General features: G+C 28.9%; 17 protein-coding genes. 13 read left to right on the top strand and 4 right to left on the bottom strand.

The genetic code is table 11. The annotated features are described in order from the left end of the window. Positions 1-37: 37 nt before the first annotated feature. From ACUSRV_RS12990 to ACUSRV_RS12955, 8 genes are all read left to right on the top strand, one after another. On the top strand, positions 38-925 hold the full coding sequence (locus ACUSRV_RS12990) for a flagellar motor switch protein FliM (protein ID WP_490142399.1): 888 nt from the start codon (positions 38-40) through the stop codon (positions 923-925). 179 nt (positions 926-1,104) lie between these two features. After that, positions 1,105-2,520 carry an aminotransferase class I/II-fold pyridoxal phosphate-dependent enzyme gene (locus ACUSRV_RS12985; RefSeq protein ID WP_490142398.1) on the top strand — a complete coding sequence of 472 codons (1,416 nt, stop codon included), beginning with the start codon at positions 1,105-1,107 and terminating at the stop codon, positions 2,518-2,520. A gap of 14 nt (positions 2,521-2,534) precedes the next feature. Beyond that, a complete protein-coding gene (locus ACUSRV_RS12980; protein WP_490142397.1) occupies positions 2,535-3,218 on the top strand; it encodes a dTMP kinase in 684 nt (227 codons plus the stop codon). A gap of 29 nt (positions 3,219-3,247) precedes the next feature. Continuing rightward, positions 3,248-4,186, top strand: a complete 939-nt coding sequence (locus ACUSRV_RS12975) for a DNA polymerase III subunit (protein WP_490142396.1) — start codon at positions 3,248-3,250, stop codon at positions 4,184-4,186. After that, positions 4,183-5,091: a PSP1 domain-containing protein gene (locus tag ACUSRV_RS12970; protein ID WP_490142395.1), complete on the top strand. Its 909-nt coding sequence runs from the start codon at positions 4,183-4,185 to the stop codon at positions 5,089-5,091. Before ACUSRV_RS12975 ends, ACUSRV_RS12970 begins: the two co-directional genes overlap by 4 nt. 80 nt (positions 5,092-5,171) lie before the next feature. Next, positions 5,172-5,924 (top strand): tRNA1(Val) (adenine(37)-N6)-methyltransferase, encoded by a 753-nt coding sequence (locus tag ACUSRV_RS12965; RefSeq protein WP_490142394.1) that lies wholly within the window; start codon positions 5,172-5,174, stop codon positions 5,922-5,924. Continuing rightward, on the top strand, positions 5,925-6,758 hold the full coding sequence (gene rsmI, locus ACUSRV_RS12960; protein WP_490142393.1) for a 16S rRNA (cytidine(1402)-2'-O)-methyltransferase: 834 nt from the start codon (positions 5,925-5,927) through the stop codon (positions 6,756-6,758). It begins immediately after the preceding gene. Between the two features lie 16 nt (positions 6,759-6,774). Continuing rightward, positions 6,775-7,602: an HD domain-containing protein gene (locus ACUSRV_RS12955; protein WP_490142392.1), complete on the top strand. Its 828-nt coding sequence runs from the start codon at positions 6,775-6,777 to the stop codon at positions 7,600-7,602. A gap of 23 nt (positions 7,603-7,625) precedes the next feature. On the opposite strand, the gene ACUSRV_RS12950 is transcribed toward ACUSRV_RS12955, so the two are convergent. Continuing rightward, on the bottom strand, positions 7,626-8,249 hold the full coding sequence (locus ACUSRV_RS12950; RefSeq protein WP_490142391.1) for a C40 family peptidase: 624 nt from the start codon (positions 8,247-8,249) through the stop codon (positions 7,626-7,628). Between the two features lie 170 nt (positions 8,250-8,419). Here ACUSRV_RS12950 and ACUSRV_RS12945 point away from each other — a divergent pair, with 170 nt between their 5' ends. Next, the gene (locus ACUSRV_RS12945; protein ID WP_490142390.1) at positions 8,420-8,761 is read left to right on the top strand and encodes a hypothetical protein; all 342 of its coding nucleotides are present in this window, start codon (positions 8,420-8,422) and stop codon (positions 8,759-8,761) included. A 54-nt stretch (positions 8,762-8,815) separates the two neighbouring features. Here ACUSRV_RS12945 and ACUSRV_RS12940 read toward each other — a convergent pair whose 3' ends face one another. Next, entirely contained in the window at positions 8,816-9,019 is a 204-nt protein-coding gene (locus ACUSRV_RS12940) for a small, acid-soluble spore protein, H family (RefSeq protein ID WP_490142389.1), read from the bottom strand. A gap of 292 nt (positions 9,020-9,311) precedes the next feature. Between ACUSRV_RS12940 and ACUSRV_RS12935 the strand changes: the two genes are divergently transcribed. Together ACUSRV_RS12935 and ACUSRV_RS12930 are read left to right on the top strand one after the other, a co-directional pair. Beyond that, positions 9,312-10,499, top strand: coding sequence for a pyridoxal phosphate-dependent aminotransferase (locus tag ACUSRV_RS12935; RefSeq protein ID WP_490142388.1), 1,188 nt, complete (start codon positions 9,312-9,314; stop codon positions 10,497-10,499). A gap of 23 nt (positions 10,500-10,522) precedes the next feature. Continuing rightward, on the top strand, positions 10,523-11,953 hold the full coding sequence (locus tag ACUSRV_RS12930; protein WP_490142387.1) for an oxaloacetate decarboxylase subunit alpha: 1,431 nt from the start codon (positions 10,523-10,525) through the stop codon (positions 11,951-11,953). Positions 11,954-12,055: 102 nt separating this feature from the next. On the opposite strand, the gene ACUSRV_RS12925 is transcribed toward ACUSRV_RS12930, so the two are convergent. Next, positions 12,056-12,484 (bottom strand): Lrp/AsnC family transcriptional regulator, encoded by a 429-nt coding sequence (locus ACUSRV_RS12925; protein WP_490142386.1) that lies wholly within the window; start codon positions 12,482-12,484, stop codon positions 12,056-12,058. Between the two features lie 14 nt (positions 12,485-12,498). Beyond that, positions 12,499-13,929, bottom strand: coding sequence for a nicotinate phosphoribosyltransferase (locus ACUSRV_RS12920; protein WP_490142385.1), 1,431 nt, complete (start codon positions 13,927-13,929; stop codon positions 12,499-12,501). Positions 13,930-14,088: 159 nt separating this feature from the next. Here ACUSRV_RS12920 and ACUSRV_RS12915 point away from each other — a divergent pair, with 159 nt between their 5' ends. Further along, positions 14,089-14,643 carry a nucleoside recognition domain-containing protein gene (locus ACUSRV_RS12915; protein ID WP_490142384.1) on the top strand — a complete coding sequence of 185 codons (555 nt, stop codon included), beginning with the start codon at positions 14,089-14,091 and terminating at the stop codon, positions 14,641-14,643. After that, positions 14,643-15,167 carry a spore maturation protein gene (locus ACUSRV_RS12910; RefSeq protein ID WP_490142383.1) on the top strand — a complete coding sequence of 175 codons (525 nt, stop codon included), beginning with the start codon at positions 14,643-14,645 and terminating at the stop codon, positions 15,165-15,167. The genes ACUSRV_RS12915 and ACUSRV_RS12910 overlap by 1 nt, the downstream gene beginning before the upstream one ends. The last annotated feature ends 35 nt before the right edge of the window (positions 15,168-15,202 follow it).

Below are 15,202 nucleotides of genomic sequence, written 5' to 3'. Positions count from 1 at the left end.
ATAAAACAAAATTTAGAAAGGAGATACGATAAAATTTATGAAAAAAGAAATAATTGTATATGACTTTAAAAAGCCGCAAAAATATTCTACAGACAATATGCGATTTTTATCTGTAATATCAGAAGAATTTTGTAAGAGTATAAATCTATTTATAGCTTATGAATTAAAAAGGCCAAATATAGTATGTAAATTAGAAAAGACAGAACAAACAAACTACGAAGAATTTATAAATATGATATCCAATGATTCTGTAATTATTGAACATGCAATACAACCTTTAGTTCAAGGTCTTATATATCAATTAGACAAAAGTGTTGCGCTTTCACTGATAGATTTAATGCTTAGTGGAGATGGAATACTTGATGATTATAAAAGACAACTTGCTAAAATTGATAGAGAATTAATATCATATATAGCGAGTAACTTTTTAACAAAAATGCATATCTTTGAAGGTTGTGAATATAGAGAAGTTTCTAATGTTTATACTAATGTAGGCTCTAGTAAAAAATATCCAGTAAGTGAACCAGTTCTTATTTCTCATATGAAAATGATGAATGGCAATAAAGAAGTAGGAAAAATGAGTTTTTGTAATCCATATAGTTGTATGGAGCCAGTATTAGACCAATTAGAATCAAAGAGACTTTTTATAAGGGAAAACAAAGAATATGATTTTGAATTTACAAGTGCACTATACAACAGTATTTGTGGTGCAAATACTGATATAGTTGCAAGGCTAGGAAAGACAAAAATAAGTGTAGAAGAACTCTTAGACCTAAAAGTAGGTGATGTTATAACTCTAGATACTAAAATAAATGGAGATATAGATCTTAATGTAGGCTGTTCAAAGTCATTTAAATGTAAACCCGGTATTATTAAAAATAAAAAGGGCGTTATTATAACAAATAGCATGAAAGAGGAAGTGTAGAATAGAAATCTATTCTCAGTTAATTATCATTCTGAAGATATTCAATATATTAATAAGAGATGAACATAAAAAACCAAATAATAACATGGAAATGTAAAGGTTGTATCCAAATGGACACAATCTTTTTTATGTTTTAATGTATAATATATATAATAAACATTTAAGGGGATATATTAAAAATGGAAATTATAAATTCGTTAAAAAATATAGTTAATGACAACATAACGTCATTTCATATGCCAGGTCATAAAAAAGGAAGTATATATGAAAGACTCGGATATAAAGATATAGTATCAAATTTATATACTATGGACACAACAGAAATACCAGGTACTGATAACTTACATAATCCAGAAGAGGCTATAAAAGTGTCTCAAGAAAATGTATCTAATATATTTGGAAGCGATTATACATTCTATCTTGTGAATGGATCAACATGTGGTATACAATCAGCTATTATGAGTATATGTAATTCCAAGGAAAAAATAATAGTAAATAGAGACTGTCACCAATCGGTTATAAATGCTTGTATACTAGGAGATATAGAACCTATATATATAAATCCAAATATAGATTTAGAATATGGAATATCTACAGGATACACACTTAATGATATAAAGAATGTAGTAGAAGATAATATAGATGCTAAGGGTGTACTTCTTACATATCCATCTTACTTTGGAAATACATATGATTTAAAATCTATAGCAGATTATATACACAGTAAGGAAATGATATTAATAATAGATGAAGCTCACGGGTCACATTTAGAATTAAGTGAGAAGTTGCCAAATTCAGCACTAAAACTAGGAGCAGACATTGTTATACATAGTATTCACAAGACTCTACCTTCGTTTACACAATCTTCTATGATCCATATAAAAGGAGACAAAGTAAATATAGGTAAAATTAAATCATATTTGAGAATACTAGAATCATCTAGCCCATCTTACATATTGTTGTCATCATTAGAATTAGCAGTTGAGATATATAAAAATAATGGTAAGGATTTAATGGGAGAGCTTATATATAATATAATTGATTTAAAAAAATTCATAAAGAAATTAGACAACATAAAAGTATACGAACAAGATAGCCAAGATATTACCAAAGTTTATATATTAACTAAGGATTTAGGAATTACAGGATATGAATTAGGTAGTATTCTGAGAAATAAGTATAAGATTCAAGTGGAGTTATCAAATTACTATGGCGTATTATTAATAAGTAGTATAGGAAATACAAAACAAGACTTTGATAAATTAAAGCATGCATTAAGTGAAATAGACAAGCTTAAAAAAGATAATAAGTTATCTAAAACAATAAAATATCCAACTACACTTCCTAAAAAAATAATGAGTCCTAGAGATGCGTTTTATAGGAAGAAAATAGATATAAATATAAATGAATCTATAGGTAAGATTTGTGGAGAATATATAATACCTTATCCTCCTGGAGTTAGCTTGATATCACCTGGAGAAGAAATAACCAAAGAAGCTATAGATTATGTACTAAATTGCAAAAAATTAGGAATGGAAGTAAATGGAGTTAAGGATAATAATTTAGAATATGTACAAATAATAGATAAAGAATAAATACGGAGGAAAAAATGAGAGGAAAGCTAATCATAATAGAAAGTGGTTCAGATGCAAGTGGAAAAGCAACTCAAACTTCTAAGATATATGAAAGACTATTAAATGAAGGATATAAAATAAAAAAGGTTGAGTATCCTAATTACAAAAGTGATTCATCATCATTAGTAAAGATGTATTTAAGAGGAGACTTCGGGAAAAATCCATCAGATGTAGATCCATATGTAGCATCTACTTTTTACGCAGGGGATAGATATGCATCATATAAAACTGAATGGGAAAAATTCCATGAAGAGGGCGGAATAGTAATATGTGATAGATATACTACGTCAAATATGGTACATCAAGCATCTAAAATGGATACAAAAGAAAGAGATAAATTCTTGGATTGGCTATTTGACTTTGAATTTAATTTATATAAATTGCCACAGCCAGATTGTGTTGTGTTTTTAGATGTTCCAATAGAATACAGCCAAAGGCTTATGGCAAATAGAAAAAACAAAATAACAGGAGAATCAAAAAAGGATATACATGAAAGTGATATAGAGTATCTAACTAGATCATACAATAATTCACTGTATATAGCAGATAAATATAATTGGAAGAAGATAAGCTGCGTTACTAATGATAATTTAAGAAGTATAGAAGATATACATGAAGAAATATATAATAGTATAATATCTATAATAGATAAAAAATAAATTTTTTTGGAGAATACGGAGATATAATTATGTATTTTGAGAATATTATTGGGCAAGACTTTGCAAAAAAATATATGATAAACAGTTTAAATAAAAGTAGAGTAAGTCATGCCTATATTTTTGAAGGTAGTAATGGAATAGGAAAACATAAGTTTTCCGTGGAACTTTCAAAGATATTATTAGACATGAATAACTTAGAAAATAGTCCAGATTATATAGAGATAAATCCCAGTGGAAGTAGTATAAAAATATCTCAAATAAGGGAATTACAGTCAGATATAGTAATCAAGCCTCATAAAAACTACAAAATATATGTAATAAATGAAGCAGAAAAAATGACCGTAGAAGCTCAAAATGCCCTTTTAAAAACTCTAGAAGAACCGCCTGGATACGTTATTATAATACTTATAACAGAAAATAAAGAAACACTACTTAATACTATAAAATCTAGATGTGAAATAATGAAATTTACTCCGTTATCAATAATAGATATACAAAACTATCTTGTAGATAGACATAATATAGATGAAAAAAAAGCAAAATATATATCTTCTTTTTGCAGGGGAAGTATAGCAAAGGCATTGGAGTTAGTAGATTCTGAAGAATTTAAAAATACAAGAGCCAATATACAAAAGCTTATAGATTTAAGTATAGAAGGAAATATAGTTGATATACTCGATTTAATATCAAACTTTGAACAATATAAAGAAAATATAGTAGACACATTAGATATAATGATAACTTATTTTAGAGATATTATGATTATCAAGGAAAAAGCAAATAAGGAAATGTTAATAAACATAGACCAACTAGTGTACCTGCAAAACTTAAATAAAAAAATTTCCTATTCTCAAGTAGCTACTATTATTGATATAATAGAGGGAACTAAAAAAAAGCTAAGTAGCAATTGTAACTTTAATATAAGCCTACAAGTTATGGCTTTGAATATACATGAGGTGATCAAATGATAAATATAGTAGGAGTTAGATTTAAAAATGCAGGTAAGATATACTATTTTGATCCAATGGACCTTGAAATAGAAGAAGGAATAAATGTAGTGGTAGAAACTGCTAGAGGGCTTGAGTATGGTCTTGTAGTAGTAGGACCTAAAGAAGTAAGTGAAAATGAAATAGTATCCCCTCTTAAACCTATAGTTAGAATAGCTAATGACGAAGATACAAAAATATACAATGAAAATAAAGAAAGAGCCAAAGAAACATATGAAGTATGTACTCAAAAAATAAAAGAGCATAACTTAGATATGTTCCTTACAGACTGTGAATATACATTTGATAGAAATAAGCTTATATTCTACTTTACAGCAGAGGGAAGAATAGATTTTAGGGAGCTTGTAAAGGACTTAGCCTCAATATTTAAAACTAGAATAGAATTAAGGCAAATAGGTGTAAGAGATGAAGCAAAAACAATAGGAGGTCTAGGGCCTTGTGGAAGACCTTTATGCTGTTCTTATTGGCTTGGAGATTTCCAACCAGTATCTATAAAAATGGCAAAGGATCAAAACCTTTCTCTTAATCCAACAAAAATATCTGGTGTATGTGGAAGATTATTCTGTTGCTTAAAATATGAACATAATTCATATAGTGAGTCACTAGAAAAAATACCGCCAGTATCATCGATAGTAAAAACTCCAGATGGAAAAGGAAAAATAATAGATACTAATACACTATTAGAACAAATAAAGGTAGAATTAGAAAATAAGACTGTTAAATTATATGAAATACACGAAGTAACAGTTGTAGAAGCAGCTAAAAAATGTGGCGGTGGATGTTGTGGCAGTGGGGGTGGATGCAAACACGACCATGATGATTTAGACCCAGCTACACTAAAAATGTTAAAAAAATTAGAAGACTAATAAGAGGTAGGATTTTTCCTACCTTTTTTATATAATTTAAGGCAATAATAAATACATAATAATTTGTAAGGAGAATAATTATGGACATAATTTTAAAAGAAAATGAAAGAATAGATGATTTGCAATTAAAAGGACTTAAAATAATACAAGATACAACTGGATTTTGTTTTGGAGTAGATGCTGTATTACTTGCAAACTTTGCAACTGTAAAAAAGGATGCAAAGGTTGTTGATTTAGGGACGGGAACAGGTATAATACCTATACTTATAGCTGGCAAAAGTAATGCAAAGGAAATAATAGGAGTAGAAATACAAGAAGAAGTTTATGAAATGGCAAATCGCTCAGTTAAGCTAAATAGGTTAGAAGATAGATTAAAAATAATAAATGAGGATATAAAAAATATAGATAAGGTTTTACCTATTAATGGATTTCATGTCGTAACATCTAATCCACCGTATATGCACGAAGGTGGAATAAAAAATCCTAATGACAAAAAAGCAATATCAAGACATGAAGTAAAATGTACATTAGAAGATGTTATGAAAGCTGCTTCAAGGCTTCTTATGCCCCAAGGAAAATTTTTTATGGTACATAGACCAATTAGGCTTGTTGATATAATAACATTAGGAAGACAATACAAACTAGAACCAAAAAAAATTCAGTTTATACATCCTAAGCCTGGAAAAGCGCCTAACATTATGCTTGTTGAATTTGTTAAATCTGGAAGACCAGAACTTAAAGTATTAGACCCACTTTATGTTTATGACAATGACGGAAATTATAGTAAAGAAATAAGAGATATATATGCAAATGAAGATATAGGAGAGATATAAATGAGCGGAAAATTATACGTATGCCCAACACCAATAGGGAACTTAGAGGATATAACTTACAGAACTTTAAATGTATTGAAGGAAGTAGACTTAATAGCAGCTGAGGATACTAGACATAGTATAAGGTTATTAAACCACTTTAATATATCAAAACCTCTTACTAGTTATCATGAACACAATGAAGATTCTAAGGGAAGTTATCTTGTAGAAAAGTTATTAAATGGAGAAAATATAGCTATAATAACTGATGCAGGCATGCCTGGCATATCAGATCCGGGTGAGGTTATAATAAGACAGGCTATAGATGAAGGAGTAGAAGTAGAAGTGCTTCCTGGAGCTACAGCATTTGTAACGGCATTAGTAGGTTCTGGACTTCCAACAAATAAGTTTGCCTTTGAAGGCTTCTTGAGTAGAGACAAAAAAGTAAGAAGAAAACAATTGGATGAATTAAAACAAGAAAGAAGAACTATTATATTTTATGAATCTCCTCATAGATTGAAAGATACTTTAGAGGATATGTTAAATATATTAGGAAATAGAAATATATGTATAAATAGAGAATTAACTAAAAAATATCAAGAAGTAATAAGAGATAATATACAAAACTGTATAAATATATTAAATGAAAGAGATATAAAAGGTGAATTTGTAATTATAGTAGAAGGCTTTACTGGAGAAATTGAAGTTGTATCTAAATATGATGAATTAGATGAAAGGGCATATGTTATAAAACTTGTAGAAGAGGGTATGAACAAAAAAGAAGCTATAAAAATAGTATGTAAAGAGAGAAAACTATCTAAAAATGATGTATATCAACAAGTATTAGATTTATAAATTTAGAGGTGAATCTATGGAATTGGGAAGAGAAATTTTAGAAATTTTTAACGAGGATATAAGTTATAAATATATAAAGGATTTAGACAAAACAAGTAAGCTTAAAGAAATATTTCCAGAAATAGAACCTATGAAAGAAGTAGGAGAATGTAAGTATCATGTTTTAAACTGTTACGACCACTCTATTTATGTTTTGAAGACATTAGAAAGAATCTTGTATTCAGAAGATTTTTTAGAAAGACATATACGAGGTTATAATAGAGAACACTTATATGAAGTTATAGAAGATGATATAACTAGAATCCAACTGCTAAAACTAGGAGCTCTATTTCATGATGTAGGAAAGCCAGCTGCAAGAAAGGTAGATGAAACCGGAAGAGTTAGATTTAAAGGCCATGAAGTAATAGGGGCAGATATTATAGTAGATATAGGAAAAAGGTTAGGACTAGGGGATAAATCAATAAAAATATTATACAATTATGTAAGATATCACATGTGGCCGTTGTACTTATATAAACACAATGATATGTCATCTGAAAATCTTTTTAAAATGTTTAACGAAACAAAGAATGAAAGTGTAGATATAGCTTTAATAGGATATGCAGATATAGTTGCAACTAGAAAATTATTAAATCCAGATGAAGATATGGGATTGATAAAAACATTTATGGAATATACTGCAACAAATTATATATTTAGATATAGAGAATGCGAGAATATAGATGACTTATTGGATGATAATGTAGACAATGATACAAAATATATAGTTAGAAAGACTATATTCTCTGGAAAAGTTCCAAGAGATAAAGATAGAATAAAAGAATATATAAAGACCATAAAATAACCTCCTTTAATAAGGAGGTTATTTTATGGTCTTCTAGCACCCTTATAAACTTTATTATAAAAACTATTATCCAAACTTGACTTAACTACCTTATCTTTTCCAGATGAAGCATGGATAAATTCATTGTTTCCTATGTACATACCAACATGGTTTACATCCCCATCTTTATCTGTATCAAAAAATACTAAATCCCCAGGCTGTAAGTCTTTTTTCTCAACATGTAATCCATAGTTACTTTGTTGTATAGAGGTTCTAGGAATATTTTTATTAAATGCATTTTTGTATATATAAGAAGTAAGTCCTGAACAATCAAAATTACTAGGTCCTGTTGCACCCCATACATATGGCTTGTCTATTTGTTTATAAGCAAGGTTTATCGCAGCATCTGTTTGATTAGAGCTATTTGAATTATTTGTATTTATAATTTTTTGGCTATTTATATTTCCTTGTAGAGTATCTAAAGTATTAATATTATTTTCAAAACTAATACTATCAATAGGGGTACTAATATATGAACTTTCTTTTGCAAAAGAACTCATAAGAGAATTAAGTACTAAATTAAAATTTGATGAACTTTCACTTTTTTTATTTGATAAATTGTTTAGCAAGCTAAGCATAATTATTTTTTCAATATTTTGAACTGACATTTAAATACCTCTTAAATTTCTATTTTTTATATTAATTATCTCACATACATTGAATAATTTCTATATATATAAATAATTTGTCTTAATGTATATATATAAAATATTTGGTAATAAATCATATATACGCCACATATACATTCAATATAACTTATGAAAATGGAGGACAAATTATGAATGATATTACATTTATAGTAGTTTCTATGTATGTGATGATTATTGCAAATTTAATACCCATAAATATACTTGCTTTTGAAAATGCATTTCAATATAAAGGAATATTAATAGCATTAAATATCGTTGTTTTTACTTTGTTAAGTATAATGGGATTTATAGCTATAAATTCCAATAGAAATAAAAGTCATAAGCTACAAAATAAAAGAAATGAATTAAAGGATAATCCTAGTATAGTATACAATACTACTGTAAATTACCATGGAGAAGATCAATTAAAGAGTAGAAATAGCTACTTAAAAGACACAGATAATTATAATGGTTTAGATAAATGGGTATAAAATTCGCTGCGCTCATATAAAAAATATCGCTGAAAATTCAGCGATATTTTTGTGTTATTGAAGTTCTTTATTTCTAAACTTATAATTTTCATGTATCTCGTCTATTGGAACTTCAACTCTTGTAGGTTTTGAACGAAAAACTATAAAAGCAGATTCATTTTCATTATTTATACTTTCTATTAAAATAGGTTGGTCTCTAAAAAAAGCTGTTATATATCCATTTGAATCTTTTATCTCATGAGCTCTCTTTAAATTCATATTAATTCCTCCTTATAAAATAATCACTTCAATAATATATTTCTCATAAATGAGGAAAAATATTTTTGTTATTTATTACAAATAATAAAGATATAGACAATTTCCATATTTTTGTATATTATTAAATTTGAAATATACTAAATTAAAGCAAAAAAAGAATAATGAATTTTTTTATTAGTCTTAAAATTATAGATACTTTAATTTATGAGTATACTCTTGGGGTATTAATTGATAATATAATTATATAGATATTTTTAACTAAAGAAAACGTTAACAAACAGGAGGTAATATCATGAAACAAATATCTAATAAACTAAAATCTATAGCGCCATCTGTTACATTGGCTATAACAGCTAAGGCAAAAAAATTAAAAGCAGAAGGTATAGACATAATAGGTTTTGGAGCTGGAGAACCAGATTTTAAAACTCCACAGTACATAAGAGAAGCAGCTATAAAAGCTATAGAAGAAGAGAACATAGGATACACAGCAGCTTCAGGAATGGAAGACTTAAGATTAGCCATATGTGAAAAACTTAAAGAAGATAATAACTTAGATTATACAATAGATCAAATAGTTGTATCAAATGGAGCAAAACATTCATTATATAATATATTGTCAGCTATATGTAATACAGGAGATGAAGTTATAGTTCCAAATCCATACTGGGTTAGTTATCCAGAATTAGTTAAGTTAGCAGACGCGACTCCAGTATTTGTAGACTGTCCAGAAGAAAATGAATTTAAATATTCAATAAACGATTTAAGAAAATCTGTAAATGAAAAAACTAAAGCTATAATATTAAATAGCCCAAATAATCCAACAGGAACAGTTTATAAAAGAGAAGATTTAGAAGAGATAGCAAAAATAGCAGTTGAAAATAATATATACGTTATATCTGATGAAATATATGAAAAACTGTTATATGAAGGAGAACATGTAAGTATAGCTTCTTTAGGAGAAGAAATAAAGGACTTAACAATAGTAGTAAATGGAGTAGCAAAAGCATATGCTATGACAGGATGGAGAATAGGATATACAGCATCAAATAAGGAGTTAGCTAAGGTTATGGGTAACTTCCAAAGTCATGCAACATCTAACCCAAATACAATAGCTCAATATGCTACCATAGCAGCATTAAAAGGATCACAAGAGCCTATTAATGAAATGATAAAGGCATTTAAAGAAAGAAGAGAGTTTATGGTAGACAAAATAAATTCAATAGAAAATTTATCTTGCCTAAAACCACAAGGTGCGTTTTATGTGATGGTTAATATAAGTAAATTGTTAGGTAAAAAATTAAATGGGTATACTATAAATAATTCTATTGATTTTGCTGATTACTTACTAGAACATGCTAAAGTAGCAGTAGTTCCGGGAGTTGGATTTGGTAACGACAATTACATGAGACTTTCTTATGCTACATCTTTAGAAAATATAAAAGAAGGTTTAGATAGAATAGAAAAAGCAATTCAAGGATAGTAAACTAAGAAGGGATGAGTTTTATGAATAAGGTTAAGTTTACAGAGACAGTTTTAAGAGACGGACATCAATCTCTTATAGCCACAAGACTTAAAACTGACGAGATAATTCCCATACTAGAAACTATGGATAAAGTAGGATATCACGCATTAGAAATGTGGGGTGGAGCTACCTTTGATGCTTGCTTAAGATTCTTAAACGAAGACCCTTGGGAACGATTGAGACAGATAAGGGTTAGGATAAAAAATACTAAATTACAGATGCTTCTTAGAGGTCAAAATCTTTTAGGATATAGAAATTATTCTGATGATATAGTTGAAAGATTTATAAGAAAATCTATAGAAAATGGAATAGATATAATAAGGGTATTTGATGCATTAAACGATATAAGAAATTTAGAAACATCTATAAAAACTATAAAAAAAGAAAGTGCACATTGTCAATGTGCTATATCATATACAACAAGCCCTGTTCATAACACTAATTATTATTTAGAATTAGTAAAATCAATGGAAATTATGGGTGCTGATTCTATATGCATAAAGGATATGGCTGGAGTATTAACTCCATACAATTCATATGAATTAGTGAAAAAAATTAAGGAAACAACTAAACTCCCAATAGAAGTTCACACTCATTGCACAAGTGGTATAGCTGATATGATATATATGAAGGCTGTAGAAGGTGGAGCAGATATAATAGATACAGCTATATCTCCATTTTCAGGTGGAACATCTCAGCCGCCAACAGAATCACTAGCTGTAACATTTAGTGAAATGAATAGAAATCCAGAACTTAATATGAGTGCACTTATAGAGGTTGCTGAGTATTTTAAGCCTATAAGGGATAAATATATGAAAGATGGTATACTAGACCCTAAGGTATTATTTACAGAGCCTCAAACACTTAATTATAAAGTTCCAGGAGGAATGTTATCTAATTTATTATCTCAATTAAAACAACAAAATGCAATTGACAAATATGAAGATGTTTTAAGAGAAGTTCCAAAGGTTAGGGAAGATTTAGGATATCCACCACTTGTTACTCCTATGAGTCAAATGGTTGGAACCCAATCTTTATTCAACGTATTAATGGGTGAGCGGTATAAATTAGTTCCAAAAGAAATAAAGGACTATGTAAAAGGTTTATATGGTACGCCTCCATATCCTATTAAAGAAGAAATTAAACAAAAGATAATAGGGGATGAAGAAATAATTACAGTAAGGCCAGCTGATTTATTAGAACCAGAATACGATAAAACAAAAAAAGAAATAGAAAATTTAGCTAGAAGTGAAGAAGATGTGCTTTCATATGCATTGTTTCCACAGGTAGCTAAGAAATTCTTTGAAAATAGAATAAAAAAAGAACAAGGAATAGTTGATGTTCCTAAAGCAGAAGACGATGACGACGATATAGATGACTTTATAGAGTATTATTTAGATTTTGTACAATAAAATTCGCTACGCTCATGTCGCCAACGACGAGATGGGACCTTGCTCAAGGTTATAATGTTCTTTTAATTGAAAAAAGTTCCCAAATGGGAACTTTTTTATTTACTATAATATAGGTTTTGTCTCTATAGGGGTAGATAATATAACTGATGTTTTAGTTCGACCTAGAGCTTTAATATCGTCAATTAGTTTTTCTAACTCGTCCATATTTTTAACTATAACCTTTAGTACTAGACAGTCATCTCCTGTTATATGATGGCATTCAATAATACTATTTCTATTTTCAGCAAGTTCTAAAAAATCCTTGTATTTATCTCCAGGTAAACCTACAGTTATAAAAGCCTTTATTATTTTATTTAATTTCTCAGGGTTTACTACAGCTTTATATCCAGTTATTATTCCTGCTTCTTCTAGCCTCTTTACTCTTTCAGAAACAGCTGGAGAAGTAAGTCCTACTATTTTTCCTAAATCTTTCATTGATATCCTACCGTCAGTTTGAAGCATTTCTATTATCTTGTGATCTGTAATATCCATTAACATACTCCTCTCTATTTTTGTCTTTTGGCATCTAGCATATCTTGTTTTAATTTCCAAAGTTTATTAGATAAGTCTACTTTATATAGTTGAGGAGAAGATGTTCTTCTATACTCACTCCATAAAGTATCTAGTTCTTTTTTTACATACTCTCTTATTTCCATAACTGGTTTTTTAATATGCTTACAGTCTCCATTTATAAATAAAGGCTTTAACATTTCTTTTATAGTATAGTCTTTGTATGTCTTAGTTTTCCATGTATATACAGGATGGAAAAGTGTAAGTGGTTTAGATGTATCTATAGTTTCATCATATAATGATATTAAATCAGCCTCCGCCTTTCCTTGCTCATTATATATTCTAACAACTTTTTTGTATCCTGGGTTAGTTATTTTTTCAGGATCTTCAGATACTTTTATTTTTGGATCAAATTTTCCGTTTTCATAAGATGCAACAATTTTATAAACTCCACCTAAAGATGGCGAATCACTAGATGTTATAAGCTTAGTACCTACACCCCAAGAATTTATTTTAGCACCAGCAAGTTTAAGCTCTGTAATAGCATGTTCATCTAAGTCATTAGACGCAGTTATAGATATATCTCCAAATCCCGCTTCATTGAGCATTTTATATGCTTCCTTAGATAAATATGCTAAATCTCCAGAATCTAATCTTATACCAAGTGGCTTATATCCCTTTTCAGCTAGCTCCTTAAATACAGTAATGGCATTTGGAACTCCACTATTTAATACATTGTAAGTATCTACTAATAACAAACATTTGCTAGGGTAAACCGCAGCATATGCTCTAAAGGCTTCAAGTTCATTATCAAATTTTTGTACCCAACTATGAGCATGAGTTCCAGCTATAGGAACATCAAACATTTGACCTGCTAAAACGTTAGCAGTACCTGCACAACCCCCTATAATAGCAGCCCTAGATCCATATAAAGCGGCATCAGGCCCTTGAGCACGTCTTGAACCGAATTCTAAAACAGCATCTCCTTGTGCAGCAGAACATACTCTAGATGCCTTAGTTGCTATAAGAGATTGGAAATTTACTATATTTAACAAAGCAGTTTCTATTAATTGTGATTGGTATAGAGGTGCCTTCACTGTAATTATAGGTTCATTTGGAAACATTATGCTCCCCTCTTCAACTGCATATATATCTCCTGTAAATTTAAATTCCTGTAAAAGTTTTAAAAATTTATCGGAAAATAAATTCAAGCTTTTTAGATATTCTATATCTTCATTTGAAAAGTGTAAATTATTAACATAATCTACAAATTGCTCTATACCACAAACTATTGTATATCCACCTTTACATGCATTTTTTCTAAAAAACATATCAAATACAACAATATCCTCATGGACACCGTTTTCAAAATAACCGTTCATCATTGTAAGTTGGTATAAATCCGTAAGAAGTGTTAAATTTCTCATGCTTATTCTCCTTATCATATTATGTATATAGTAAAAAAATTAGAAAAGCCCATAATATTATGAAAACATAATATTAATCAAGTTTCAAGTATAAACCCTTAACTTAAAATCATAAAATTTAGTTAAGGGGGGATTATTATAGCTAAAATTTGGTTTTATATGATGAGTATAGGCATAGTAGGGAGTATTTTATGCAATAAACTTCCTAGTCTAAATACAACTATTATAAGTGAAGCCTCAAGAGGCGTAGAGTTCACTATAAGCTTAATAGGAATAATGGCCCTATGGATGGGAATAATGAATATAGCAAAGGATTCAGGATTAATTGATAAACTAGGAAAATCCTTATATAAGGTTCTAAAAAAGCTATTTCCATCTATTCCAAAGGGTCATAAAGCAATGTCTTATATGCTTATGAATATGGCTTTAAATATTTTAGGTGCAGGAAATGGAGCAACTGCTTTTGGCCTTAAAGCTATGGAGGAATTACAAACTTTAAATCCTAAAAAGGATACAGCTAGCAATGATATGATTATGTTTTTAGTTATAAACATATCATCAATTCAGATAATACCTTTTACAATGTTAAAGATTAGATTTGACAATGGAGCAACAAATCCTAATGAAATAATAATGAGTACCTTATTTGCAACTACAATATCTACTATAGTAGGAATAGTATCTTGCAAGCTACTACAGAGGAGGATTAAATAATGATAGATTTATTATCTAACTTATTAGTTCCTCTTATAATACTCATAATAATTGTATATGGTAAAATGCAAAAAGTAGACATATATGATAGTTTTGTAAAAGGAGCACTTGATGGTATAAAAACTACATATAAAATAGCACCTGCTATAATAGGTATATTCTTAGCCATTGGTGTATTTAAAAACGGTCAAGGACTATACGTTCTAGAATTATTATTCTCACCTGTAGCTAAATTATTTAGCATACCTAAAGAATTAATAGGGTTAATACTAGTAAAGCCGCTATCTGGAAGCGGAGCACTTGCCATGTATGCAGAACTTGCATCTAGAGTTGGAATAGATTCTATAATAGAAAAAATGGGAGCAACTATAGTAGGAGCCTCAGAAACTATTTTTTATACCATGGCTATATACTATGGAAGCCTAAAAATAAAACACACTAGACATACTTTGACTTGTGCTATGCTTAGCCATATAGCAGGGGTTTTGGCATCTGTATTTATATGTTATGTAATTTTTTCCTAAATATATTAAAAAATTGTAAAAAAATACTACATGAA

This window comes from Sporacetigenium sp. TC11, assembly GCF_058146105.1.
The sequence above is the reverse complement of the archived record's forward strand: the minus strand, read 5'-3'. Positions and strand labels throughout refer to the sequence as shown.